The following is a 25,131-nucleotide window of genomic DNA, read 5'->3' on the forward strand; positions in this document are numbered from 1 at the left end:
GGCGGCGTGCTTTCCAGACCACGCTACGGAGTCAACCATGAGCCAGAGCATCTTCGAGCAGGGCCTTCCCCGGACCCCCGCCAACTTCGTGGCGCTCTCGCCACTGACCTTCATCGAGCGCACCGCCTCGGTCTATCCGGACTATCCGGCAGTGGTCTACGGCGCGACCCGCCGCGACTGGGGCACCACCTGGGAGCGCTGCCGGCGGCTCGCCTCGGCACTGGAGCAGCGCGGTATCAAGCCGGGGGAAACGGTGGCCGCCATGCTGCCCAACGTGCCGGCCATGTTCGAGGCCCACTTCGGCGTGCCGCTGGCCGGCTGCGTGCTCAACACCCTCAACATCCGCCTGGATGCCGACGCTATCGCCTACATGCTCGAGCATGGCGAAGCGAAGGCGGTCCTCGTCGACCCCGAGTTCAGCGACGTCATCGAGGCCGCGGTGGCCAAGCTCGAGACCCCGCCCCTGATCATCGACGTGGCCGACGCGCAGTTCGTGCCCGACGGTCGCGCCATCGGTGAGCTCGAGTACGAGGCGCTGCTGGCGGAGGGCGATCCCGCCTATCCCTATCGGCTACCCGAGGACGAGTGGCAGGCGATCTCCCTCAACTACACCTCCGGCACGACCGGCAAGCCCAAGGGGGTGGTCTACCACCATCGCGGCGCCCATCTGAATGCCACCAGCAATATTCTGGTGTGGGCCATGCCCCACCATCCGATCTACCTCTGGACCCTGCCGATGTTCCACTGCAACGGCTGGTGCTTCCCCTGGACCATCGCCGCGGCCGCCGGCACCAACATCTGCCTGCGCAAGGTCGAGCCGAAGAAGGTCATGGACCTGATCGCCGACGAAGGGGTCACCCACTTCAGCGGTGCGCCCATCGTGCTCAATGGCCTGGTCAATCTGCCGAACGACGAGAAGCGCGACTTCGACCATCCGGTCAAGGTCACCACTGCCGGTGCCGCGCCGCCCGCCTCGGTGATCGCCGGGGTCGAGCAACTGGGCATCGACGTGACTCACGTCTACGGGCTCACCGAGGTCTACGGCCCGGTGACCTCCTGTGCCTGGCGCGAGGCCTGGGATGAGCTGCCGATGGAAGAGCGTGCCAAGCTGAAGTCCCGGCAGGGGGTTCGCTACCACATGCTCGAGGCGCTCTGCGTGGCCGACCCCAATACTCTGGAGCCGGTGCCCAAGGATGGCCAGACCATCGGCGAAATCCTGATGCGTGGCAACAACGTGATGAAGGGCTACCTGAAGAACGAGGTGGCCACCGAGCAGGCCCTCGAGGGTGGCTGGTACCATACCGGCGACCTCGCCGTGTGGCACCCGGACGGCTATATCGAGATCAAGGACCGCTCCAAGGACATCATCATTTCCGGCGGCGAGAATATCTCCACCATCGAGGTGGAAGACACCATCTACTCGCACCCGGCGGTGGAAGAGGCTGCGGTGGTGGCCAGACCCGACGAAAAATGGGGCGAGACGCCCTGCGCCTTCGTCAAGTTGAAGGTCGGCTACGATGAGGTCACCGAGCAGGAGATCATCGATCACTGCCGTAAGCACCTGGCGCACTTCAAGGCGCCGAAGACGGTGGTCTTCAGTGAGCTGCCCAAGACCTCCACCGGCAAGATCCAGAAGTTCGTGCTGCGCGACGAGGCCCGCAAGCAGTAACCCGACCAGCCTTTACCCCAATACGTAAAGGCTGCAGCGAGCGGCTGCAGCCCCATCAATGACATGAAGGAGAGGATGTAATGAGTGAGCAAGCGATCGGCGTGGTCGGCGCCGGCACCATGGGGCAGGGCATCGCCCAGGTCCTGGTCACCAGCGGTTTCGCCGTCAAGCTCTACGACGTGGCCGACGAGCAGCTGGAACGCGCGCGTGGCGCCATCGACAAGGGCCTTGGCAAGCTGGTGGCCAAGGAGAAGCTCAGCGACGACGACCGCAAGGCGGCCCTGTCGCGCCTGGATACCGCCACCGCGCTGGAGGCCCTGCGTGACTGCGAGGTGATCATCGAGGCGGCCCCCGAGCAGCCCGAGCTCAAGGAGAAGCTGTTTCGCGACCTGAGCCAGCTGACCAACGAGGCGATCCTGGCCTCCAACACCTCCTCACTGTCGCTGACACGACTCGCCGCCGTCTGCGAGCGCCCCGAGCGGGTGGTGGGCATGCACTTCTTCAACCCGGTGCCGGTGCTCAAGCTGGTCGAGGTGATTCGCGCCGAGCAGACCAGTGACGCCACCGTGGCGCGCATCGAGCAGCTGGCCGCCGACCTCGGCAAGACCGCAGTGCCGGTAGGCGACTCGCCCGGCTTCGCGGTCAATCGCCTGCTGGTGCCGATGATCAATGAGGCGGCTTTCCTGGTGCAGGAGGGCGCCGCCACCCCCGAAGCCGTGGACGAGGCCATGAAGCTGGGCGCCGCCCACCCCCTGGGCCCGCTGGCGCTGGCCGACCTGATCGGCCTGGACGTCTGCCTGGCGATCATGGAGGTGCTGCAGGAGGGCTTCGGCGACCCGAAATACCGCCCCTGCCCGCTGCTCAAGCGCATGGTCGATGCCGGCTACCTGGGTCGGAAGACCGGCCGCGGCTTTCACGTCTACTCCTAGGGCGTGCCGGTATCTTCTGTAGGAGTGCAGATTTTCTGCGCGAAGGCGCCGTCAGGCGCCCCCGCAGCAGATGCCTGGTCGGCAGGAATCCACCAAGGAAGCATTGCTGCCCAACCAAGCGTTCGCTAGGGTTGGGCGATACTGTCTTGCCTTCCTCAACGCAACAACAAGTCCCAGGAGCCCCCATGAGTGAAAAACTGATCGAGGTGGTCGAGAACGCCGGTATCGTGCGTCTGACCATCAGTCGTCCCAAGGCGCTGAATGCGCTGAACAGTGACGTGCTGGCCGAGCTGGGCAGTGTGCTGTCCGACCTGGAAGCGCGTGACGACCTGCGTGCCGTGCTGATCACCGGCGCCGGCGACAAGTCCTTCGTGGCCGGTGCCGACATCGGTGAGATGCGCGACAAGACCCCGGAAGAGGCGCGCGCCTTCGCCCGCCAGGCGCTGGCGACCTTCAAGCGTCTGGAGACCCTGCCGGTGCCCACCGTGGCGCTGGTCAACGGCTTCTGCCTGGGCGGCGGCTGCGAGCTGGCGCTGGCCTGTGACTGGGCAGTGGCCAGCGACAATGCCATCTTCGGCCAGCCGGAAGTGCTGCTCGGCGTGATTCCCGGCTTCGGCGGTACCCAGCGTCTGCCGCGCCGGGTGGGCCCCGCCATGGCCATCGACCTGGTCGCCACGGGACGCAAGATCGACGCCAGCGAGGCGTTGCGCATCGGTCTGGTCAACCGCGTGATGGCCCCCGCTGAACTCGAGGCCTATACCGAGGAGCTCACCAAGCAGCTTTCCGGCAATGGCCCCGAGGCCGTGCGCGGTGCCAAGCAGGCGGTGCACGATGGCCTGGATCAGGACCTCGAAAGCGCCCTGTCGCTGGAAACCAGCCTGTTCGCGCTGTGCTTCGCCGGCAAGGAGCAGAAGGAGGGCATGAGCGCCTTCGTCGAGAAGCGCAAGCCCAACTTCTGAGGGCAGCCAGCGTGTGACGCCAACGGCCGTGGCGGAAACGCCACGGCCGTTGGCGTCTGCGCATCAGCGCAGCGGGTCGACGCCCTGTCCGGAGAGCTCCGGGAAATCGTCGTGCATCGTCAGCGGCTCGATGTTGCCGCGCGTGGCCAGGAAGTCCGGCCGCCGTGAGGGGGCCGCATAGGGCTCGTCGAGCGCGTTGTCCACGCTGTTGTAGACGAAGAACAGGTTGGAGCGCGGCCAGGGCGACATGTTCTCGTTCGAGGCATGCAGCGTGTTGCACTCGAACAGCAGCAGCGAGCCGGCCGGCCCCTTGGGGGCCTGGATGCCGCCACGTTCGGCCAGGTCGGCCAGCGCCTGCTGGTCGGGCACGCCCAGCTTCTGGGCCTTCAGCGACTCCTGCCAATTCGCCTCGGGGGTCTCGCCCATGCAGGGTACGAACTGGCGGTGGGAGCCGGGAATCAGCATCAGCGGGCCATTGAACTCGCTGTTGTCGGTGAGCATCAGCGAAGCGCTCACCGCCCGCATGCGCGGCATGCCATCCTCGGCGTGCCAGGTTTCGAAGTCCGAATGCCAGTCGAAGCCGCTGCCCTGGAAGCCGAACTTGTCGTTGATACGCGACTGGTGGATATACACCTCGCTGCCCAGCAGCTGCCGCACCATGCCCAGAATGCGCGGGTCGCGGGTCAGGCGATCGAAGTGCTCCGAGAGCTGGTGCATGCCGAACACGGAACGAATGGCACCACTGTTCGGATCCTTGATGACCTGCTCGGAGTCCATCAGCGAATCGTCGTTGGCCATCTCCTTGAGCTCTTCGAAGAATGGCTCGATGCGGTCGCGCGAGAAGAAGCCGTCGAACCACAGGAAACCGTCTCGCTCGTAACGCGAGAGGGCCACCTCATCCAGCGGGCCCTCCCAGCGACGCTGGTTGCGGGCGTGCACCACCGGGTCCTTGCGGGGGAGTGGTGCGCGGTACTGGGTGAGACGCGTGGGGTAGGGGTCGTGACGGTCCACCATAGAGAAATTGCCTCCTGATCGCTGTCAAGTGACTCTCGTATGCAGTTACCCTCTGGTCGAGATCGCTGGAGTTCAACCCCTTCTCTCATCTGCACGGGTGGAACGGCCCTGCTCTGCCGGTTGCGCCAGTGTCTTGCGCAGCTGCGCCACCCGCTCCTCCATGCGCGCGACATGGCTGCCGTGCCAGTAGAGCTTGCCGCAGGCCTCGCACTGCAGAAAGTCGTCCACGTACTGACGCGTCAGCGGCTCGAGCCGGTCGATCACGGACGCCTTGTCGACGGTAACCAGGCGGCCATTGCAGTCCGTACAGCGGGTAAAGGGCGCGAACATCGGGGCGAGGTTGAACTCCCTGCACACCTCCTCGACCTGCTGCCAGGGTGCGTCGGCGCGAACGTAGTAGGCAAGCTGGATGCGCTTGCGCCTGAGCAGCAGGCGGTCGCGGGTCAATACCACGCGCTGCTGCTGCTCGGCCTGGGCCGCCAGCTTGGCGTCGCCGATGTCATTGTCGTACCGGCAGTCGAAGCCGAGCAGGCGCAGGTAGCGAGCCAGGCGGCCCAGTTGGGCATCCGCCAGGAAGCGCGGACAAGCGGGTGGGCGAGGGCGCAGGTGGCGAGCGGCCCTTGGGGCCGTCGTCCAGGGGTAGACCGCCACCCGCTCGCCGCCGCCGAGCATGTGCTCGAAGCCGACCGAGGCACCGTCGACCAGAATGACGTCCACCTCGGTATGCGGGACTCCCAGCGACTCAATGACGTCCTTGATGGCGGCCCGGCGTGAGGCGTCATGGGTCAGGGGCGTTCCGCGCGACGCTGGCGGCAGGAAATCGTTGAGCCGGTCATGGAACCGGAATTCGGCATGGGGCATGGCACTCCCCTTCGAGGACACTCTGCGACCAGTCTAGGCCATCCGACGGCGGCGTTGTCCGATCATGCGGGTGGCGATAGCGGTGCCGGTCAGGGTGATCGCCATGCCGGCGATGATCTGCAGGCTGAGGCTTTCGCCCAGCAGCAGGTAGCCCCATATCAGGGCGCTCACCGGCACCAGGAAGGTTACCGTGGAAGTGGCCGTGGCCCCGGCGCTGGCGATCAACCCGAAGTAGAGCAGAAAGGCCACCGTCGTGCTGAGCACGGCCAGCGCCAGAGCATTGGCCCAGGCCAGGCCGCTGATCGGCGCCTCGGGCCACAGCATCAGCCCCGGGACGAGCAGGATCAGCGCCGACATGGCGGTGCTGCCGGCAGCCAACACCCGCACCGGCAGGTGCGCGAGATAGGTCTTCGAGTAGTTGCCTGCCACCCCGTAGCAGAAGGTCGCGCCCAGTACCGCGAGGATGAACCAGCCGTCGCCGCCCAGGGCGAAGTCGAGGCGGTCGGCCGAGAGCACGTAGACGCCGAACAGCGCCATGGCGAGTCCCAGGTACTGCTGGCGCTGGATGGGCGTGGCGAAGAACAGCGCGCCGAGCAGGGCCGTGAAGATCGGCGTGGTGGCGTTGATCAGCGACGTGAAGCCCGCCTCCAGGCGAGTGGTGGCGAGCGCCAGCAGCGAAAAGGGCAGCACATGGTTGATCAACCCCAGCAGGAAGAGTCTGCCGGCATTCTCGCGGACCAGCGTTAAGTAGCGAACGCTCAGCAGCAGCGGCACCAGTAATGCCGCGCCCACCCCCATGCGCACCAGCACCAGCGAGACGGGCCCGAACTCGGGCGAGGCCACCCGCATGAAGATGAACGACAGGCCCCACAGCGAGGAGAGCAGGACCAGGCGCAGGGTATCGGCGGGTGACATTCGGTGTCCTTGAGGTAACGAAAGAAGGCGTAGCGCACGAAACAAGAGCAGGGAAACAGCAGGTTACGGTGATTGCGTGCAAAGAGGAAGTGACCCTGACCGCGCTGTTGCCCGACCGCCCGGGTGTGGGACCCGCGCCGGGACCGCCTCGATGTAACGTGCAGCAGGCGTGATATCTGCGTCATCTTACCTCGTGTTCAGGGCCCTGGCCGGGGGGTACCATGTTCCGGTCAAATGGAATCATTTTTCAGATCATCCTCCCGCCGGGTCGATGCCGGGTGCGGACGAGGCGTTTCCCGCGCGATGGCGTTGCCTGGCCCGATGAGTGCCCAACCCCTCTCTCAGCGAATGGTGTGACACGAGTGATCGACGCTTTCCTGCAACTTGATCCCGTCCTGCAAGCGCTTCTCGCCACCTTCTTCACCTGGGGCGTCACCGCGGCAGGTGCGGCCCTTGTGTTTTTCACCAGTGCTGTGAACCAACGGTTCATGGATTCGATGCTCGGCTTCGCCGCCGGTGTGATGATTGCCGCCAGCTTCTGGTCGCTGCTCGCTCCCGGTATCCAGATGGCCGAGAATCTGGGGCACATCCCTTGGCTCACCGCCGTCGTCGGCTTCATGGGCGGGGGGATCTTTATGAGGCTGACCGACAGGTTCCTGCCACACCTTCATCCCGGACTCGGCATGGATAAGAGCGAAGGGGTAAAGACGACATGGCAACGCAGCACCCTGCTGGTCCTGGCGATCACACTGCACAACATTCCCGAAGGCCTGGCCGTGGGCGTAGCCTTCGGAGCGGTGGCGGCGGATCTTCCCTCTGCCACGATCGGTGGAGCCGTGGCGTTGGCCATCGGTATCGGCATCCAGAACTTCCCCGAAGGCACGGCGGTGGCCATGCCCCTGCGGCGCGAGGGGATGAGCCGGCGGAAGAGCTTCTTCATGGGTCAGGCGTCGGGCTTTGTCGAGCCGATCGCCGGCGTCATCGGCGCGCTGTTCGTCCTGAAGATGCAGAGCGTCCTGCCCTATGCGCTCTGTTTCGCCGCCGGCGCCATGATCTTCGTGGTGGTGGAAGAACTCATTCCGGAATCCCAGGGCAGATATGAAAATATCGATCTGGTGACCATGGCCACCATGGGCGGCTTCTCGATCATGATGATCCTGGATGTGTCCCTCGGGTGAGGCCGCGTCGGCCAGTGGATGTTGCGCCCCTTGCTGGTACACTTCCGACATGACTGAGGTAGACGGAGAGACGATGGAAACGGAACTGAGTGAGTTCGAACAGCAGATGCGCCGCGAGATCAACGCCTTCATGGACAGCGAGCAGGAGACGCGGCGCAAGGCGGCGACGTCACCTCCCGAGTGGCCCGTGGAAGAGGGTGGCGAGCCCAAGACCAAGGCACCGCGCAGCAAGCCCGCCGGTGCCCCCAGGACCGGCCATCTGGTAAAGCTGGCGGTGCGCACCAAGCAACTCGAGATGGATAGCGTCTTCGAGCATGTCTCCTCCAGCATTTCCAAGGTCGAGGCCCAGCTGGAAGCCGAGAAGGCCGCCCGAAAGGCGGGCTATCCGATCATCGGCTACGTGGTCGAGACCCGCCGGCTCTAATACGACGCCAGCCCAGCCGTCATTCGGCGACCGCTCCGCACCCGCGAAAGGAAGCGACGATGGCCGAGATCCTTCGCGAATCGATCCTCACCTGCCCCGAGTGCGGGCACCGCAAGTCCGAGATCATGCCCACCGATGCCTGCCAGATCTTCTATGAGTGCGAGGCATGCCATCGCCTGCTCAGACCCAGACCCGAGGGTTGCTGTGTGTTCTGCTCCTGCGTCAGCGTGCCATGCCCGCCAGTGCAGCAGGGGGAAGCTTGCCCATAAGGGCGTCCGACCCGAGAACAGGAGCGTCATGTGAAGATCACCCAGCTCAATATCTATCCAGTCAAGTCGCTGGGTGGTATCTCCCTCGAACAGGCCGAGCTGGACGTTCGCGGCCTTGCCCACGACCGTCAATGGATGGTGGTCGACGACATCGGGCGTTTCGTCACCCAGCGACAGCTGCCGCAGATGGCGCAGGTGACGGTACGACTCGATGAGGACGCCCTGGTGCTGGAGCATCCGGCGACATCCGCCCTGCGGCTTCCGCTGCAGCGCGAGGACCAGCCCCGGCTGCCGGTGTATGTCTGGGACGACCAGTGCCAGGCCCTCGACGAGGGGGCTGCCGCCGCCGCCTGGCTTGTCGACGTGCTGGGCGACTTCAAGGGCAGCGGCTTGCGGCTGGTGCGCTTCGCACCCGACCAGCGGCGAGCGGTAGAGCCGCACTTCCTGTCGCCCGGTGAAATGGCGCACACGGGTTTCGCCGATGGCTATCCCTTCCTGGTGGTCAACGAGGCCTCGCTTGCCGAAGTGAACCGTCGGCTGGTGGCCAAGGGCGTGGATCCGGTGCCGATGAGCCGTTTTCGCCCCAGCATCGTGGTGGAGGGAGATACGCCTTTCGCCGAGGACGGCTGGAGCGCGATAGCCGCTTTCGACAAGCGCTGGCGGCTGGGGCTGCGCAAGCCGTGTCAGCGCTGCAAGATCACTACCGTGGATCAGCAGAGCGGCGAGATCGCCGTTCCCGGCGAACCGCTGCGCACCCTGGTGGAGATGAATACCCGCCTGGCCCCCGGGGGCTATTTCGGCCAGAACGCCATCCTGCTGGAGGGGGCGGGCCACGGGCTGCGCCTCGGCGATATCGTGACCGCGTGCTGAAACGGGCGGGAAGTCGCGTCGCGATAAATATGGAATAATTTTCCATTAAATTGTTGCTGCGATATCATGGCAGGACCCTTTGCTTTCCTTCAGGAGTCTGTAATGAGCTTTCACGTCTATCTCTCCGGCGAGATCCACACTGACTGGCGCGACGCGATCCGGCGCGGTGCTGAGGATGCGGGCCTCGACGTGGTCTTCACTGCGCCGGTGACCGACCACGACGCCAGCGATGCCGCCGGCGACCACCTTGGCGAGACGCCAAGTCCCTTCTGGCGCGACCACCAGTCCTCGAAGATCAACGCCATTCGCACCCGCACCCTGATCGCGAAGAGCGACCTGGTGGTGGTGCGCTTCGGCGACAAGTACAAGCAGTGGAATGCCGCCTTCGATGCCGGCTACTGCGCCGCGCTGGGCAAGCCCTACGTGACCCTGCATAGCGAGGACATCGTCCACCCGCTCAAGGAGGTCGACGCCGAGGCGCAGGCCTGGTGCACCAGCACCGATCAGGTCGTGGAGATCCTGCGTTACGTGCTCAAGGCCTGAACCGGGTTGGCTACACTGGGGGCGTATTCTCTGCCGGGAGCGCTGCCATGACCGTCAAGCCTTCCATGACCATCAAGCTGAAACGCGCCTTCGAGACACCCGAACGCAAAGATGGCTACCGGGTGCTGGTCGACCGGCTGTGGCCCCGCGGGGTGTCGAAGGCCGAGGCGCGGATCGACGCGTGGCCCAAGGAGGTGGCCCCCAGTGATGAGCTGCGCAAAGCGTTCCATGATGGGGAACTGGGCTGGGATGCGTTTCGTCGGCGCTACCTGGCCGAGCTCAAAGCGCATCGCGAGACCTTGCGGCCGCTGGCCGAGCGCGCCAGCCGCGACACCGTGACGCTTGTCTTCGCCGCGAAGGACGCGCACCACAACAATGCGGTAGTGCTCAGCCAGTACCTGAAGATGTTGCGGCCATAAGCGTCGGTGAGTCTGACCCCAAATCCGATCAGCAGAAGCTCAGCTTCCGCCATGAATGCAGGCCATCTCATCATGGTGGCCGCCGATCAATGACTGGAAGCAGGGCGATGCCTCGAGCAGCCGCCCGCCGACCTGGCGGAGGTCATCCACCTGCTGGGCAGGCAGGTCGAAGGTTGTCGGGATAGTGAGGTAGTGGTTGCGTGCCGCCTCGTCGGTCAACTGATCGAAACCGACATAGATGCGGTAAAGCTCGACCTGATGCATCGCCTCGCCGGCCGGTTCCCGCTCCCGGGATTCCCGCTGCGCATCGGCTCGTGTCCTCATGGTCTGCCTGAGCAGTTCGACGCTGTCGAAGGAATAATTGGCCATGGGCGTCGTGGCGATGCTGCTCACCACCGAACCCAGCCCCGGGGCTTGGGGGGAGCGGTCGAATGCCGAGACTTCCTGGTTCCTGGCATCGACGACGATGACCACGAGCTTGTCGATCTGTTCGAGGGCCATCTTGCGCGCCACGCTCCAGGCCAGGTCGTTGGAGCGCAGGGCGGTCAATGGCAGGCGAAGCCCGATGTTGTCGGCGACCCCACCATCGAGCAGATGCACATAGTCGCGCTGGGGCTCCTGGTAGGTTCTCAGGCTCTGCGCCCGATAGTAGCGCCGCGGATTGGCATCGAGGTCCCGTAAGCCGTTGGCAACCCAGCGCGGCTCCTGGAAGTCGCACTGACCGGGATAGCTGTTCAGGGTCAGCGGGGTGAAGGCCACCGGAAAGTTCGAGGAGGCTGCCACGGCGCGGGACAGGGTCACGCTCTCGAGGTCGGCACACAGGGGATCGAACTGGGACTGGATGAAGGTGAAGGTCGAGCCCTTGACCATGTCGGTGGCATTGATCAACAGGAAGGGCTTGCGGCCATGGGCGGCCAGGTCAGCAAAGCTGGCCTGATCGAAGAGCAACCCCTGGTAAACCTCATCGGCGAGGTCGATACGGCCGAAGGTCGGCGACATCAGGCGCGTCCAGTTGTAGGGGTTGAACAGTTGGCCCTTGAGCACGGCCTCGACGTCGCGGTAGAGGAAGTTGTTCTGAAAGCGGCCATTGGGCGCGAAGATGGCATCGCCATGCAGACCATAAAAGGCCGCCGTGAAGCTCCCGCCCGACACGGAAGAGATGACGTCGACCTCCTCGAGCAGATTGCGGCGCTCCCCGTCGATCTCGACCCAGCTGTCCCGCAATGTCTCCAGTACGCCATAGGAGAGTGCTGCGGCACGGGTGCCCCCACCGGAGAAGGTGAGGATCACGAACAGATCTTCGCCATTGCGGCCCTCATTCAGGTTGGCGTAGCGATACCCCGCTGAGGCGTCGACCTGCTCGAGGGGGCGGGTTTCCGGAAAGCTGGCGCAGCCGGCAAGCATCACGGCCAGCAGCGCGGCCGCGCCCCATGAGAGGACCCGGGACGAGCTCATGTGGGGGTGTCCGCGCGGGTGAATTCCAGCACCAGGGGGTCAGAGGGCAGCGTACCGGTCACCAGGAGATCATAGTATTCAGGCGAGAAGTTTCGTTTTCTGGCACCCAGGGCGATGGTGTGATGGCCCGTTTCGACCTGGCAGACACGATTCGTCCACGCCGATGCCACGCCATCGATCCAGACGAGTCGCCGGGTGGGGAAGACGACCTTGAGGTACTGATCCATGGCGATGCTCCCAGTCGGATCACCGTGACATTCGCTGTCAGGAGGTTGGAGATTCCAGCGCGAAGTCCAGAATGCGGGTCTTGCCCAGCCACACCTTGCCTAGATAGACCCCGGGCTCAACCTCGCGAATCTCGTCGCGTACGGCGCGAAAGAAGAAGGAGGTGGTCGAGTAGTCGATGACGATGGTCTCCCGCTCGTCCATCCAGCTCGGTGCGCGGTAGACCTTGGCGACCACGAAGGAGAGGCTTAGCGGGGTCACCTTGTTGACCAGCACCCCGGCCGAGCCATCCTCGGCGAACATGTCGAAGACCTTGCCCTGCCAGGCGAACAGGCGGGCGAAGCGGGCGTAGGCGCGCGCCAGGGAGCTGCCGGCGACGATGGGCGTGCCGCGGGTGTCGCCGTGGGGGATCTTGCCCGGTTCGGCCTGCCGATAGAGCTCGTCGAGCTGCTCGCGGGACATCGCCAGCCATTGTTGAACGGTGGGGCTCATCGCAGGGTTTCCTTTGCCGGTCAGGGCGTCTCGGTATCCGAGAGCGTCGCATTGTGGGTGGTGCGGTGTTCACCCGCGGCCTGATAGATGTCACGCCGCACGCGGTTGATGCCGCCCAGGGGGCGATGGGCCGGATGGGTGTTCCAGGGGTTGAAGGCCAGGGCGTCACAGCGCGCCAGGGCCTGTGGCGTGTCGATCGTCTGGGGTGGCAGTGTCAGCCGTGCCACCGGTCGGAAAGGCGAGGCCTCCTCATCCCAGACCACCGAGGCGTCCTCGATGGGCATGGCCTCGGGGTCGGTCTGGAACTGCACCTGGAATGACAGGCAGGCCTCGTCCTCGGCCAATTGGGCGGCCATGGCGTGACGCAGGTAGTCGGGATCGTCGTCGCGGATGCCTTCCGCCGCCTCCCCGTCGCGGCCGTCACACGGGCGCACGGCATATTTCACCGCCGAGGTCGCGTCGTCGCCGTAGCGATAGGGGGTCGTGCTGTAGTAGCTGACGGCGAGGGGGCTATCGGGCTGGCTGCGGGCGCGCAGCGCGATCCACAGCGACTTGGGCTGAGGTGCCAGGGGGTTGAGGAAGTACCACCAGCGCCGGCCGTCGGCCACTGCCGAGACGAAGCGGGAGAAGTCTTCCGGGGTACCGGCGAACAGCGCCGGATAGCTGTTGAACAGAAAGTCCTGTCGGCCGCTGGGGCCGTCGACGCTCTGGGCACCGTCCACGCCGGTGAGGCGTACCGACAGGCCGCGCAGGTCCTTCTCGCGGTCATCCTGCTGAGTGGCATTGGCGAAACGCAGGATCGCCTCATAGTCGCCGGGTTCGGCGAACAGCCCGCGAGACAACTCGCCCGTATGGCGCGGCACCGTGAAGGTGGCGCGGGCACAGGCGACCGTCTTGGGCTGGTTGAAACGTGGGATGGCCTCGCCCGCCGCCTGATGGCGCCGGCTGATCTCGAGAATGCGTGCCGTCATGGCGTCGGCCAGCTCGGCTTCGTTGGCGGCGATGTGCTCTTCGCCAAGCCCCAGCTTCGGGGTGTCGTCACCACAGCCGGCGAGCAGTACGACGCCAAAGGCGGCGACCAGCCTGCCAGCGGCGCGGTTATTGATCGAAGGCCGCATCGCTCTCGGCTCTCGGGCGCGGTGTCCAGTCCAGCGAGTAGTAGTCGCCACGGTCCCGGGCCCACGGGTCGAAGACATTGACCACTGGGTCGAGCTCGTCGGCGAGTTCCGGCATCGCGCGTTGCAGCACTCGCTTCATCGGCGACACCGGTTGCTCGTGTCCGTTACTGGTACGGGTCTCCATCACTACACCGTCGGGACCATTGTTCATTATCCAGTCGTGGCCCAGTTGCGTGTAGAACTCGGGACGGAAGCTCGAGGTGAAGAAGCGGTCGCTGAACAGCCGGCGCGAGGCGTTGAGGATGAACACCACGAACTGCGTCTCGGAGATGGCGTAGCCGTGGGGACGGACCGGCTCGGCGAGCCAGCCGACCACGGCATCGACGTCCTCGATGTTGTCCACCCGAGTACCGTCGGGATGGCCCAGGCAGTCATTCGGATAGTTCCCCGCGGCGTCACGCTGGGCGTGAGAGATGATCTTGCTGGCATCGCACACATGCTGGCCGTAGATCTCGCGCATCTTCGCGACCAGTGCCTCCTGGCGCTGACGTTCGGCGGAATCCGCCGGCAGGCTGCTATCGATGAAGTCATCGAAGCTGGTCAGCTGCTTGAGGCCATATTGGCGGCGAAACTCATTGAAGCGGGGCACGCCGCGTTCACGGTCGCGGATGATGTCCAGCGCGGCGATATCCAGGCGGCCCGATTCGCTGCCCAGGTGGCCCATCGCCAGGTTCTGCAAGAAGCGGCCGTGGTTGCCCAGGGTCAGCAGGCCCAGACGCTGGCGCCCCATGCTCAGCGCCCAGTCGCTGAGCCCTTCCTCGTGCAGCAGGTCGCTGGCGCCGGCGCGGAAGCCTTCCAGTGCCGGCACTTTCTTGACGACCTCGTTGGGGGCTTCGAGCTCGCGCACCTCCAGTAGGTCGGGGACCAGCGGATGGAGACGGTAGACGGTGATGAACTCCTCGGGGAAGTTGAACGGCGAACCGAAGTGGTTGGTGCCGCCGTTGACGTGCTCCGGTTTCTCCAGCGACCAGATGTCCTCGCGGCCGTTCAGCAACGTCGAGAACAGAGAGCGATCCGCGTAACGCTCGCTGCCCAGGCCGAAGATGCCGGGGCCGGCCGCCAGCACCGAGTACCAGGCGTTGGCATGGCGGTCATCGTCGGAATCGCGCAGCCGGTCGAGTACCCGCGACAGCGCGCCTTCGACCAATGCATGTTCGTGGAAGAGCCCGCTCCAGTTGGAATTCATGCCGCGGTAGAGCGGTTCGTCGTAAAGCAGCTGAGGGGTCCACTCGATGGTGTGAATCTTGGCGATCATCGCCGCGACCACCAGGCGCGCGGCCTCGTAGAGCTCGTCGTCGGTGACGTCGGCATAGCGGATGACCTGTTGCGGTGCGGCGGGGTCACGTAGCCCGGAGTCGGCGTCTGGCGTCGCCGCCGCCTGCTGGCGGAAGGTGTCGACGAAGGCGTTGTGCTCGCGGGCGAAGACGTTGTGGTAGAAGGCCGTGCCCACGGTCCAGTTGTCGGGGAAGGCGGTCGCCTCCTGGCCGCTCCAGGCCGGATGGATGCGGTCACAGGTGGCATCGCTGGTGGTCGTCTCGCAGGGCGGGCCAAAGCGGGGCAGATAGCCCGAGCCGCGGCCGTCATTCTTGACCAGTTGCAGCCGGGCGGGGTCCTCGGGGTCGCGCTTGACGCGGCTCGCGCTGGTCTCGTCGTAACCGTAGAGCTGCGAGGCATCCCACCAGGCGGTGACGTGGTTGTCGAAGGTGCGGTGGGCCCGTGTCAGGTAGGTCTCGCCCTGATGCTCGAAGGTCTCGGGTGGCGTATTCCTGGCGACCAGGCTGGGCTGGAAGGCGTCATCCGGGCGGCAGCCGACCTCCTCGGCCGGGTCGTCGTTGAGGTCGCAGCCCGCTGAGCGCAACGTCGAGGCGTCGTTGGCGCCTTCGTCCAGGTGAGAGAACCAGTCGTGGGTCATGAACTGGATCCAGAAGGCCGCCAGCACGTTGAAGAAGGGGGCCTCGTGGTAGTCGCAGTGGGCCTCGGCCGAGTGACCGGGCAGCCCGCGGCCCTCGTTGCAACGCTCGGGTTGCGATTGTTCTCGAGTGAACAGCGCCTGGCTGATGCGCTGAGGATCGGGCGTCATCAGGTCGAGTCGGTCGCCGTGGCGGGCCCGTGTCAGCGCGGTATGGCCCGCATCGGGGAAGGTCTCGTCCAGTTCGACATTGCGGGCGAACTCGGTGCCGGTGGCACCCATCAGCGGGTTGCGCAGATCGTTGCAAATGCCCGTCAGGGTGCGATGGCGGATCAGCTCGCCCTGGCACAGTTGCTCGTCGTCGCCGCCCACCGCCTGGTACTCGGGATGCTCGGGTGGCAGCCGCATCTCGTCCCAGCGGGTCAGGGTGGTGCCGGGGGCGCCGTCGCGACCCAGCACATAGTCGCGGTAGGTGTAATTATCGAAGAGGTTGAACTTGATCAGCTCGACCCGCTGGAATTCCAGGTCCATCAGGGCGCCATCGATACCGCGGTCGTTGGGGTTGAGATGCACCCACTCGCTGAGGCCGCCGACCAGATGGCGAATCCAGCCGCTGTCGTAGTTGGCGTTGCGCGATGCACCGTCACCGGTGGCCCAGTAGTACTGCCAGTCGACCCAGGGGGTGTCGCGACGTTGCGCCTCCACCGCGCGCTGGCCGCCGCGGCACCGGGCGGTATGCTCCTGCACCTTGCCGAGGAAGCGGTCGGCCCGGTCATCGGGTACCTCGCGCAGGCCGTCGCTTATCAGGCGCTTGCAGGCCCGCAGCGATGACCAGGTCTCCAGCCAAGAGGGCCTATCCGCCTCGGGGGAGAGGGCGATGGCGTCATCGTCAGCAACGACGGCGGCGGGCGTGGTCAGCAGAGCCAGCAAGGCGACGACGGCGAGCCCCTCTCGGCGATGCCAGCGTCGACGAGGCTGCTGTCGATGGTGGGGGGGCAGGGAATTAGTCGCTGAACTCATGACGGCGAGCCGCGTTCCCGGAAGCACAGTTGACATGCCGGCAAACCTCCCTGGGGAAGCGCGTCGGAGCGCGGGGCTCCCGGTGCGATTCCACGTTGATCGGCGATGGTTCGCAGCAAGTATAGTCAACGGATTTCTTACGCTGCCATCTCGACCCTTGACTAGACTGCGACGAAGCAAGGGGAGTGACCGGCATCGGACGCGCCAGCGACCCGCACCGCAGCGCCAAAACGTCGATGCACGGAGCGCATAGGCCGACAAGTCGCCGCACGTTTTCGCACAGAGCCAGAGGAGGGAGCGATGATCACCCAGTCAGCCCTCAACCTGGTCATGACCGTGAGACCCGGCCATGAGGCGTTGCTGCAGGCCCAGCTCGAGCGGCTGCGTGAGGACCCTGGCGGCAACGCCGTATTGCCTTTCGCCCGCCTCGAGGGGGTGCATTTCGCTCGGCTGGTGCTGCTGCCCGAGGCCCACCGCCGCGGCGGACTCCGCTATCCGCCGAAACTGGTGCTGACGACCAATGTCGACGGTGACCTCGACACCCACCTGCACGAACTTGTCGCGGTCGGCGGAGCCGGGCTGCGCGAGCTGCTTAGCCACTGCCGTGATTTTCCCGACGACGCGTCCGAGGCGCAGGTTCGCACCTTTCTTGCCGACCATCGCCAGCGGGTGGGGGCCTTCTATGTCAATACGCTGGGTCGCAGCCTGGCCCAGGTGAGCCTCGAGGCCCGCCTGCACGAAGCCCTGCAGCGCCACCTGGACGAGGGCGAGTGGCAGGGTCGCTCCGCCGAGCAGGTTCGCCGCGCCTTGATTAGCTTCGTCGACGAGCGCAGCGAGCTGCGTGAGGCACTGACCCCGGCGTCTGGCCCCGATCGCTGGCGCTGGCTCGGGGGCTGGCTGTTGCTGGGTGCTATCGCCCTGGCGGGGCTGGTGCTCGCGGTGCTGCTGTTGCCGTTGACCCTGCTGGCACTGTTGGTGCTGCGCCTGCACGAGATGGCCAATCCCCCCCACAACCGCCGCCCGCGGGACGCGCATGTGCGCCGACTCGAGGCCGACGAAGACCGCGGCGTGCACAACCAGCTCGCCGCCGTGGGTCATATCCAGGCGGGCCCCTTCCGGCGCCTGGTGTTGCACGTTGCCCTCTGGCTGCTGAACCTGGCCGCCTCGCGGGTCTTCTACCGCGGCAAGCTGGCCGAGATCGACACCATCCACTTCGCCCGCTGGGTGATCATCGACAAGGGCGAGCGGGTGTACTTCTTCAGCAACTTCGATGGCAGCCCCGAGAGCTATCAGGACGACTTCATCGAACGCGTCGCCTTCGGTCTCAACCTGGTGTTCAGCAACGGTGAGGGCTGGCCACGCACGCGCTTTTTGCTGTTCGGCGGGGCCTCCGACGAGCAGGCCTTCAAGGCCTACTACCGTGACCACCAGGTGCCCACGACGGTGTGGTACCGGGCGCCGGCGCTGGCCGGTTTGACGGCGGTCAACCTGGCCAACAACGCCGCTATCCGCGCCGGGCTCTCCGGCGCCATGAGCGAGGCGCAATGCCGCGCCTGGCTGCAGAGGTTCTAGGCCCATGTCACGCAACGACAGCGAGCTGGAGCTCGGCGATATCCAAGGCATTCTGGCCAGCGGCTATGGCGAGCTGCCCCACGCCAGCTTCTTGCTGCTGGCCTTTGACGACCCGGGAAGGGCCCGCGCCTGGGTGGGCGAAACGGCTAGGGGTATCGAGAGCGCCGCAGCGGGGCGTCCGCGAGGCGGCCAACGCCTGCACCTCGCCTTCACCTGGGCGGGGTTGGAACACTTGGAGCTCTCCTGGCAGGCGCTCAAGGGCTTCTCTCGCGAGTTTCGCGAGGGCATCGCCGGTTCGCCCCGGCGCAGCCGCATCCTGGGTGATACCGGCGAGAGTGCACCCGAGCACTGGCAGTGGGGGGGAACCGAGGGCGCGACACTCCATGCCGTGCTTATGGTGTACGCCGCGACCCCTCACGCACTCGAGGAACTTCTGGAGGCGCAGCGCCAGACCCTCGCCGAGGCCGGCATCACGGTGGTGAAGACCTTGGGGAGCCGCTCCCTGGCCGATGGCCGTGAGCATTTCGGTTTTCGCGACGGTATCTCCCAGCCCAAGCTGGCCGGCCTCAGCACCAGCCGCGACCCGCGGCACAGGGTGGCGTCCGGGGAGTTCATTCTCGGTTACCCCAACGCGCGTAATCAATTCACGATGGGGCCGCTGGTCGATCCCCTCGAGGATCCCGAGAACCTCCTGCCGGAGGTGACCCAGGACAGTGACCTGCACGACCTGGGGCGTAATGGCAGCTACCTGGTGTTTCGCCAGCTCGGCCAGGATGTCCACCGCTTCTGGTCGTGGCTCGATGACGCCACGCCCGATCGCCAGGCACGGCTGGCGCTGGCGGCCAGGATGGTTGGCCGTTGGCCCGATGGCGAGCCGCTGGTCAAGGCACCCGAGCGCCCAGCGGGGGAGGGCACCGACAACGACTTCGGCTACCACCATGAGGACGCCGAGGGACTCAAGTGCCCCCTGGGCGCCCATATCCGGCGCACCAACCCCCGCGACATGCTGCCACCCAAGCCGGGCAGCGAGGATTCCCTCGCCATCAACCATCGCCACCGACTGCTGCGGCGTGGCCGTGTTTATGGGCCGCCGCTGGCGGAGAGCCTGATGCCGGACGACCTGCTCGCCGCCGGCGACGACGGCCTCGAGCGTGGTTTGCACTTCCTGTGCCTGAATGCCGATATCAGTCGCCAGTTCGAGTTCGTCCAGCACACCTGGGCCGAGAACCCCAACTTCGCCGGCCTGCATGCCGACACCGACCCCCTGATCGGCGCGCGGGGTAACGGCCGGGCCACCTTCACCGTGCCGGACGAACCGGTGCGCCAGCGCTACCATGACCTGCCGCGTTTTGTGCGGGTGCTGGGCGGAGGCTACTTCTTTCTGCCGGGCCTGCGTGCGCTGCGCTACCTGGCCGTGCCACCGCCACGGCTGACCAGCGCCATCAGTGCCCCTGCCGCGCCGGCCACGCTGCTGCCGGATACCTGGTGGCTGCGCAGCGGACGCAGCCTCAATCGCGCGCTGGAGAACGGCATTGCCCTGGCGCGGCGCGCCACGCGATTGCGCAACGGTCTCGACCGCCTGCTCCAGCAGCCGGCCACCGACGCCCTGCAGAGTTGGATCCTGTGGCGTCGCCGCCGGCATGGCATCGACGCCGACCTGGCCATTGCCGAGGAGCGGCGGCTACCCGGCGAGGATGAGGTGACCCGACGCATCACCGAGCAGATGAGCGACTTCCTGCTGCGCACCTACCGCCACGGCACCGCCGAGCGCGCCGGCAACACCAAGACCTACGGCCTGCTCGCCGCCGAGTTCGAGGTGCTGGAACTGCCCGAGAAGCTACGCTGTGGCCTGTTCGCCGCGCCGCGCCGCTTCGAGGCCTGGGTGCGCTTCGGCGGCCCGGGGCCCAGGGTGACGCCGGACATCCGCAACAACGGCGTGCTCAGCCTGGGCGTGAAGGTGCTCGGCGTGCCCGGGGAGACCCTGCTCGAGGATGAGTCGCATACCCAGGACTTCTCGGCCATCAGCTCGCCGACCTTCACCACCCCGGACGTCTACGAGAACGCCAAGCTGCAGCGGCTGATCGGCGCCGGCATGCCGGTGTGGCACTTCCTCAACCCTTTCGATTCCCACTACCTCGACATGCTGCTGCAGGGCCTCTACGCCAAGGCGCACGGCAGCCCCTTCGAGGCCAGCTATTGGAGCTGCGTGCCCTACCTGTTCGGCAAGGGCCGAGCGATCAAGTACCGCTTCGTGCCATTAGGCGAGCGCCGCACCAAGGTGCCGCTGCCGGCTCCGGACAACTACCTGCGCCAGGCCATGGTGAGCACCCTGGCGGAAGAGGACGAGGTGGTCTTCGAACTGCGCCTACAGTTCCAGGAAGACCCGGTGACCATGCCCATCGAGGACGCCTCGGTGATCTGGACCTCCGAGGAAATTCCGGTGGCGCGGCTGCGTATCCCGCGTCAGGCATTCGACACCCCGGAGCGCGACCAACTCGCTCGCGAACTCACCATCAACCCCTGGCACGCCCTGCCCGAACATCGCCCGCTGGGCAACCAGAACCGCGCCCGTAAGTTGATCTACTACGAGACCTCGCGGGTGCGCCAGCGCATCAACGATGAAAAGCACTTCACGCCCTGAGTAGAGGCCGTTTGGGCATGCGCACCACATGTCTACGACTTTTTCACGAGGCCCCGGTTACGCAACCCAAAGAAATCCTTGGTAGTGTGGATGTTACCGGATGTTTCAGCGGGGATGCGTATTGCCGCCAAAGGACGGCTTTTCTATTCCGCAACGCCAGGAAGGCGTGACCCCGCGGGCCCGCCTAGCGGTAGCGTGCCCCAAGATCGGCCCGAGCACACCCCGAGCCGGGGAAGGTTTTTTTTGTAGAAGCGCTGCTTGCAGCGCGATAGAAGAAGGCGAAAAGATACGAAATCGCCGAAAATCCACGTCGCTGGTGCGCATGCACAGGTGGTGGGGAAGTGGTTGTCGATGCTGTCGACACCGGTGATCTTAAAGCGCTGCCGCATAGTACTGTCTGGGCGAATGGCGATATCCGCTATATTGCCATGCAGGTCAGTGGGTTAGATGCATTCCAGGGTCGGCCTCACGGATTCAGGTAGAGGGGAGGGTCAGTCGAATTACACTATACTGTTGTACAGCAGGTATAAAAGGTTTGTCCGGATGATTCTTGCGGGGCTGCTATTAGGAGCAGGTCATGAACAAAACGAAAATCATTGGTGCCATTTTGTTGACGCTGGGTTTGACGGGCAATGCCCTCGCAGAGAATGGCTTCTATGGTGGAGCGGGCATCGGGCAGGCAACCATCGATGCGTGTGATGGTGTCACCAGTTGCGACGATAATGATACCAGCTGGAAGATCTTCGGCGGTTGGGAGATGAATGCGAATATCGCCTTCGAGGCCGCTTGGATCGATTTTGGTGAGATCAGTGGATCCGTAGGCGGTTCGGCAGTCAGCGCTGAAGCGGACGGCTGGACACTCGCTGCGAAAGGCATTCTGCCGCTCAACGATCAGGTCGGCGTGTTCGGCAAGTTCGGCACGATTATCTGGGATGTTAAAGGGGGCGGTGCTGCTTCCGGTACTGACGACGATGGCACTGACCTCATGTATGGCCTCGGCGGTCAATATATGTTCACTGACCAGCTCGGCATTGTCGGTGAGTGGGAGTGGTATGATATTGACAATGACATTGATCTATTTTCCATCGGTGCATTGTTCAAGTTCTAAACTGCTCGATCACGCACCGAGTGGGAGGGGGTTGCCTCCCCCTTCCTCTCACATCACCGGGCAAGATTGACATCTGAAATCTGCACCTGTCATTTCCGGTGCCGGGTTCTGGTACACTTTTACTGTCGCCTTGTCACGCAATGAAGTTGGCAGTCCTTGATCCAATACTTCCAGAAGTCAGCTCACATCATTTCTCTTTAAATCGACACGTCCTTACGACGCCCGGTGGCTCAATCGTATATCAAATTTTATCAATCTTGCGCTTCTGGCCGATACGAGAATTTGAGGCTATGCTGATGAAAAGCTTCGTTAACCATCGATCCTAAGCTAGCTTTCCGGTAAAGACCGTATGCTCGTTCATCCAATGTCATAGCGTCTAATCTGATCACTGTTTGGCGCGAAGATGCTAGATCGAGGGCCGTATGGAGGCACTAAACTTCGTAAAATTATTGAGCTATGGGGCGATCGGTCTAGGCTGCATCTTGGCTATATTAGCATATCTTCTCCTCCGGGAGGAGCAGAGGCAGACCAGTCCAAGAAAGTCCATCCTGAATTCTATTTACGTTTTCATGGGCTTTTCGCTGGCCTTGAGCATCTTCGGTTTTGGCGCCGAATTTTGGAAAGACTCTCAGCTTACGTCGATCAGTGAGGTTCAGGAAGATCTAGACAATTCCAGAGAGACGATTGAGCGCCTTAGCGGGGAGTTGGACGAGGCGAATCAGGAGCTATCTCGAATCGATAGCAAATTATCTTCGTTGCGAGACGTGGTTAATGCTCTGATGGAGCAGAAAGAGGGTAAAGTGGCGCGCTTGAAAGAGCTGCAACCCGGAACTTCTGGCTATAGTGAACTCGTGGCGGAAATCCAAATGGATCTCGCGAGGATCGATGAAGGGATTCGAGACGCCATTAACGAATGATCGTGACACTTTTCCCTGAGGCGTCCGCTGAGCCAACCCTTGACCCTGACCGGTATGAGCGGCCGGGTTTTGCCATGACATCGAGCAGCGCAATGCCCGGGTGCGCGTTGAGGTATTTGCCAGGCTGTTTGGGGGGTGCATGGCGCGAGCTTCGCAAGGGTGCCTTGCGCCTGTCGAGGATGGTGCCTGTTAACCTCCATCAGCGCGGTGGCGAAGGGCTCACGTCGTCGAGCAAGGCGAGAATACCCCCTAACACCTCTCGATCGCGAAAATAGGCCTTATGGGTCACGCCCGTGAGTCGGTCGGCCAGCGGCGCTTCGCGTTCCAATCGATGGCTTTGCCGCAGCGGGTTCGGCCGGTCTGCCTCGAGCATTGCCGAGCACATCCAGTCCTGCTCGGAATAATAGTCATGCCACGCTGTTACCACCAGGCTGGCGATAGCGCGCTCGAGCGTCTTGCTCACCCAGCGCGAACGATAAGCGAGTACCCGTGCTGGCGAGCCCAGCGTGATTACCTGCAACTGTCTATCCTCGTGAGGCGATAACTCCGCGATCAGGTCGGCGGCAATCACGGTCCCAAAACTGTGCGCGACGATCACGGTTCGGTCGTAGCCTTGTGCATCGGTCTGTCTCAGCACGCGTTGCACACGGGCGCGGATGGCGTCGCGGATGCCTGTCTCGTTGGCACGGGACATGTTCGTCAAATAGCGCCGGGTGAAGCCGGCAATCGCCACCAGGGCATTGACCGGCAGCAGCGCGAGCACACCGGCCAGCGCCACCCAGATCGCATGACCGCCGACCGTATCGGCGAATGCCCGGGCGTGTTCGCTCAGCGCCCCGAGGCTGCCGTCGGCGCCGATCGCGGCCAGTCCCGCGGTCAGAATGCCGACATACCACAGCAGCAGCAGTGACGACAGCACCAGGCTCAAGGCGAGAAAGCGCGACTGCGTGAACGCCGGCCGGAGGCTGGGATGAAGCCAGTAGGCCAGCAGTTGAAAGCCTTCGAGGATGGCCCGCGCGGGCGTGTGTTGTTCGGGCCGCTCGACCAGATCTCCCCACCACGCCTCATAAACATGCAGCGTGGTCGTCTGCTCGCTCCCTTCTTCGACATGCAGACCGTCGACGTGCAGACCGTCGACGTGCAGAGAGACTACCCGCTCGCCGGGCACGCCGGCATCGCCGCGCTCGAGAACGCGGACCGTCTCTTCGACCGTGACGAGATTGCGCACGAGCACGTCACGGTAATGATCTTGCTGTGCCGGGTCGAGGCCGGGGATAAGGATCAGTGCGCACTTCATTGTCGGTTTCCGGTTTGGCGACAGTGGCGACAGTGGCGACTACGCGAATGGCGAAAGACACGGGGTGATTGCCGCGCCCCTTTCAAGGATAGGCAACAGATCGGTTGAGGGCATCTCTCTTGCCGGTCAGGAGCCTGAACGCACCACCGCATGCGTCATGCAGATGCGATGCACCCTCCCGCAACAAAAAGGGCCCGCGATCACTCGCGGGCCCTTCTGTTGCGGTGGCACGTGCCGTCTAATTAGGCACTGGCCTCCGTCTGGAAATTCTCACAGGCATAGTGATAGAGCACGCCTGCGTAGCCGTTGCGCTGCATGATCTTGAGGATCTTCGCCGGGTCGCCGGCATCCAGGGCCTTGTGCAGTTTCGCTCGCTGCTCGTCATCAAGATCTTCGTACCAGTGATAGGGCTCACCCTGAGCGTCGCCATCTTCGGCATTGCGCATCAGGTCGATCTCGACGCGTCCACCGTGGCGATACAGGATGTCATAGCCCTCCTGCAGTTCGACCTTCGGTACATCGCTCGGCTTCTCGAGGCCTTCCAGTACGTTGTAGTAATAGTAGCTCAGCGGCTGCATTTTGGCTCCTCCGGGGGTATGCCATGGATCCGTCCTTGGCGTGCTCTCCTGTTTTCATCCTGCCTGAGCCAGGGCGACGAGCTCAACTGAAAAATTGTTGCGCTTTGCGCACCCGCTCGAACCCTGGCGAAGGCCGATTTCGGCTAACCTTGTGCCCGCCTGATGCAGCAGCCCCATTAGGCGGGCTTACTCCGCGAAGATGTCCGGCCAGTGCTCATCCGCCGCCTCGATATAGCCGGGAATGTCGCGCTCCCAGCGCCATTGGATCCAGCGGCTGTAGTTCAGATAGAGCTTGTCGTCGACGATCTTCCACGCCTCGGGCACGGTCGAGGCGGCCTCGCCGCGGGCCGCTGCCCAGGCGCACCAGCCACCATACTGGGGGGCATAGGCCTCGGGGTTTGCCTCGAACCGCTGGCGATGCTCCGCCGAGGCGAAGTGCCAGGTGGCATTGCGCCACTCCAACTGATGTTCAGGTGAGCCCTCTACCGGCTCGCCCTGTGTGAAGTAGGCCACCGGGTCCGTGCCGCCGATGGCCAGGCCATCGCGAGTGAAGATACGTCCCTCGGCGGCCGCGCCCAGGGACCAGGCCAGGCTTACTACCAGGGCGACTGCCATCCATCCACGCCTGGGTGTCATGGTTCACCTCCTTTCGACCTTGCGGTCTTTCGTCTCGACATGATGGTGATGAG

At 64.5% G+C, this 25,131-nt stretch carries 24 protein-coding genes; 13 read left to right on the top strand and 11 right to left on the bottom strand.

The annotated features are described in order from the left end of the window. Positions 1–37: 37 nt before the first annotated feature. The 3 genes from FHR95_RS14365 (at position 38) to FHR95_RS14375 (ending at position 3,557) form a co-directional block, all read left to right on the top strand. The gene (locus tag FHR95_RS14365; protein WP_183314934.1) at positions 38–1,669 is read left to right on the top strand and encodes an acyl-CoA synthetase; all 1,632 of its coding nucleotides are present in this window, start codon (positions 38–40) and stop codon (positions 1,667–1,669) included. Positions 1,670–1,749: 80 nt separating this feature from the next. Continuing rightward, positions 1,750–2,598, top strand: coding sequence for a 3-hydroxybutyryl-CoA dehydrogenase (locus tag FHR95_RS14370; protein WP_183314935.1), 849 nt, complete (start codon positions 1,750–1,752; stop codon positions 2,596–2,598). Between the two features lie 185 nt (positions 2,599–2,783). Continuing rightward, complete coding sequence (locus tag FHR95_RS14375; protein ID WP_183314936.1) at positions 2,784–3,557, top strand: enoyl-CoA hydratase-related protein; 774 nt, start codon at positions 2,784–2,786, stop codon at positions 3,555–3,557. 63 nt (positions 3,558–3,620) lie between these two features. Here the strand turns inward: FHR95_RS14375 and thpD are convergent, their stop codons facing one another. The 3 genes from thpD to FHR95_RS14390 form a co-directional block, all read right to left on the bottom strand. Further along, positions 3,621–4,571 (bottom strand): ectoine hydroxylase, encoded by a 951-nt coding sequence (gene thpD, locus FHR95_RS14380; protein WP_183314937.1) that lies wholly within the window; start codon positions 4,569–4,571, stop codon positions 3,621–3,623. 72 nt (positions 4,572–4,643) lie between these two features. Then, positions 4,644–5,432: a Mut7-C RNAse domain-containing protein gene (locus tag FHR95_RS14385; RefSeq protein ID WP_183314938.1), complete on the bottom strand. Its 789-nt coding sequence runs from the start codon at positions 5,430–5,432 to the stop codon at positions 4,644–4,646. A 33-nt stretch (positions 5,433–5,465) separates the two neighbouring features. Next, positions 5,466–6,347: a DMT family transporter gene (locus tag FHR95_RS14390; RefSeq protein ID WP_040185814.1), complete on the bottom strand. Its 882-nt coding sequence runs from the start codon at positions 6,345–6,347 to the stop codon at positions 5,466–5,468. A 362-nt stretch (positions 6,348–6,709) separates the two neighbouring features. Here FHR95_RS14390 and FHR95_RS17355 point away from each other — a divergent pair, with 362 nt between their 5' ends. From FHR95_RS17355 to FHR95_RS14415, 6 genes are all read left to right on the top strand, one after another. Next, positions 6,710–7,525: a ZIP family metal transporter gene (locus FHR95_RS17355; RefSeq protein WP_183314939.1), complete on the top strand. Its 816-nt coding sequence runs from the start codon at positions 6,710–6,712 to the stop codon at positions 7,523–7,525. 73 nt (positions 7,526–7,598) lie between these two features. Next, positions 7,599–7,949, top strand: a complete 351-nt coding sequence (locus FHR95_RS14400) for a hypothetical protein (RefSeq protein ID WP_040185816.1) — start codon at positions 7,599–7,601, stop codon at positions 7,947–7,949. 59 nt (positions 7,950–8,008) lie between these two features. Then, positions 8,009–8,218 carry a GDCCVxC domain-containing (seleno)protein gene (locus tag FHR95_RS17310; RefSeq protein ID WP_040185818.1) on the top strand — a complete coding sequence of 70 codons (210 nt, stop codon included), beginning with the start codon at positions 8,009–8,011 and terminating at the stop codon, positions 8,216–8,218. Between the two features lie 30 nt (positions 8,219–8,248). Further along, entirely contained in the window at positions 8,249–9,088 is an 840-nt protein-coding gene (locus FHR95_RS14405) for an MOSC N-terminal beta barrel domain-containing protein (RefSeq protein ID WP_183314940.1), read from the top strand. Positions 9,089–9,190: 102 nt separating this feature from the next. After that, positions 9,191–9,631 (top strand): YtoQ family protein, encoded by a 441-nt coding sequence (locus tag FHR95_RS14410; RefSeq protein ID WP_040185821.1) that lies wholly within the window; start codon positions 9,191–9,193, stop codon positions 9,629–9,631. A 47-nt stretch (positions 9,632–9,678) separates the two neighbouring features. After that, complete coding sequence (locus tag FHR95_RS14415; RefSeq protein WP_221199344.1) at positions 9,679–10,050, top strand: DUF488 domain-containing protein; 372 nt, start codon at positions 9,679–9,681, stop codon at positions 10,048–10,050. A gap of 39 nt (positions 10,051–10,089) precedes the next feature. On the opposite strand, the gene FHR95_RS14420 is transcribed toward FHR95_RS14415, so the two are convergent. From FHR95_RS14420 to FHR95_RS14440, 5 genes are read right to left on the bottom strand one after another with little or no spacing between them, the layout of a single operon-like run. After that, complete coding sequence (locus tag FHR95_RS14420; RefSeq protein ID WP_183314942.1) at positions 10,090–11,505, bottom strand: patatin-like phospholipase family protein; 1,416 nt, start codon at positions 11,503–11,505, stop codon at positions 10,090–10,092. Next, positions 11,502–11,732 (bottom strand): hypothetical protein, encoded by a 231-nt coding sequence (locus FHR95_RS14425; RefSeq protein WP_183314943.1) that lies wholly within the window; start codon positions 11,730–11,732, stop codon positions 11,502–11,504. Before FHR95_RS14425 ends, FHR95_RS14420 begins: the two co-directional genes overlap by 4 nt. A 37-nt stretch (positions 11,733–11,769) precedes the next feature. Further along, positions 11,770–12,222, bottom strand: a complete 453-nt coding sequence (locus FHR95_RS14430) for a hypothetical protein (RefSeq protein ID WP_183314944.1) — start codon at positions 12,220–12,222, stop codon at positions 11,770–11,772. A 20-nt stretch (positions 12,223–12,242) separates the two neighbouring features. Further along, positions 12,243–13,340: a catalase family protein gene (locus FHR95_RS14435; protein ID WP_183314945.1), complete on the bottom strand. Its 1,098-nt coding sequence runs from the start codon at positions 13,338–13,340 to the stop codon at positions 12,243–12,245. Further along, positions 13,321–16,365, bottom strand: a complete 3,045-nt coding sequence (locus FHR95_RS14440; RefSeq protein ID WP_221199345.1) for a peroxidase family protein — start codon at positions 16,363–16,365, stop codon at positions 13,321–13,323. The genes FHR95_RS14435 and FHR95_RS14440 overlap by 20 nt, the downstream gene beginning before the upstream one ends. A gap of 264 nt (positions 16,366–16,629) precedes the next feature. On the opposite strand from FHR95_RS14440, the gene FHR95_RS14445 reads away from it, so the two are divergent. The 4 genes from FHR95_RS14445 (at position 16,630) to FHR95_RS14460 (ending at position 22,567) form a co-directional block, all read left to right on the top strand. After that, entirely contained in the window at positions 16,630–17,901 is a 1,272-nt protein-coding gene (locus tag FHR95_RS14445) for a hypothetical protein (RefSeq protein WP_183314946.1), read from the top strand. A gap of 4 nt (positions 17,902–17,905) precedes the next feature. Then, complete coding sequence (locus tag FHR95_RS14450) at positions 17,906–20,542, top strand: Dyp-type peroxidase (RefSeq protein ID WP_183314948.1); 2,637 nt, start codon at positions 17,906–17,908, stop codon at positions 20,540–20,542. A gap of 577 nt (positions 20,543–21,119) precedes the next feature. After that, a complete protein-coding gene (locus FHR95_RS14455) occupies positions 21,120–21,650 on the top strand; it encodes an outer membrane beta-barrel protein (protein WP_183314949.1) in 531 nt (176 codons plus the stop codon). A gap of 422 nt (positions 21,651–22,072) precedes the next feature. After that, positions 22,073–22,567, top strand: a complete 495-nt coding sequence (locus FHR95_RS14460) for a hypothetical protein (protein ID WP_183314950.1) — start codon at positions 22,073–22,075, stop codon at positions 22,565–22,567. A 199-nt stretch (positions 22,568–22,766) separates the two neighbouring features. Here the strand turns inward: FHR95_RS14460 and FHR95_RS14465 are convergent, their stop codons facing one another. The 3 genes from FHR95_RS14465 to FHR95_RS14475 all read right to left on the bottom strand — a co-directional run bounded on the left by FHR95_RS14465 (position 22,767) and on the right by FHR95_RS14475 (position 25,078). Beyond that, positions 22,767–23,864, bottom strand: coding sequence for a lipase family protein (locus FHR95_RS14465; RefSeq protein WP_183314951.1), 1,098 nt, complete (start codon positions 23,862–23,864; stop codon positions 22,767–22,769). Between the two features lie 242 nt (positions 23,865–24,106). Continuing rightward, the gene (locus FHR95_RS14470) at positions 24,107–24,442 is read right to left on the bottom strand and encodes a hypothetical protein (RefSeq protein WP_040185829.1); all 336 of its coding nucleotides are present in this window, start codon (positions 24,440–24,442) and stop codon (positions 24,107–24,109) included. Between the two features lie 186 nt (positions 24,443–24,628). Beyond that, positions 24,629–25,078 carry a YHS domain-containing (seleno)protein gene (locus FHR95_RS14475; RefSeq protein ID WP_183314952.1) on the bottom strand — a complete coding sequence of 150 codons (450 nt, stop codon included), beginning with the start codon at positions 25,076–25,078 and terminating at the stop codon, positions 24,629–24,631. Positions 25,079–25,131 lie beyond the last annotated feature (53 nt).

This window comes from Halomonas fontilapidosi, assembly GCF_014192285.1.
GTDB classification, from domain to species: Bacteria; Pseudomonadota; Gammaproteobacteria; order Pseudomonadales; family Halomonadaceae; genus Halomonas; species Halomonas fontilapidosi.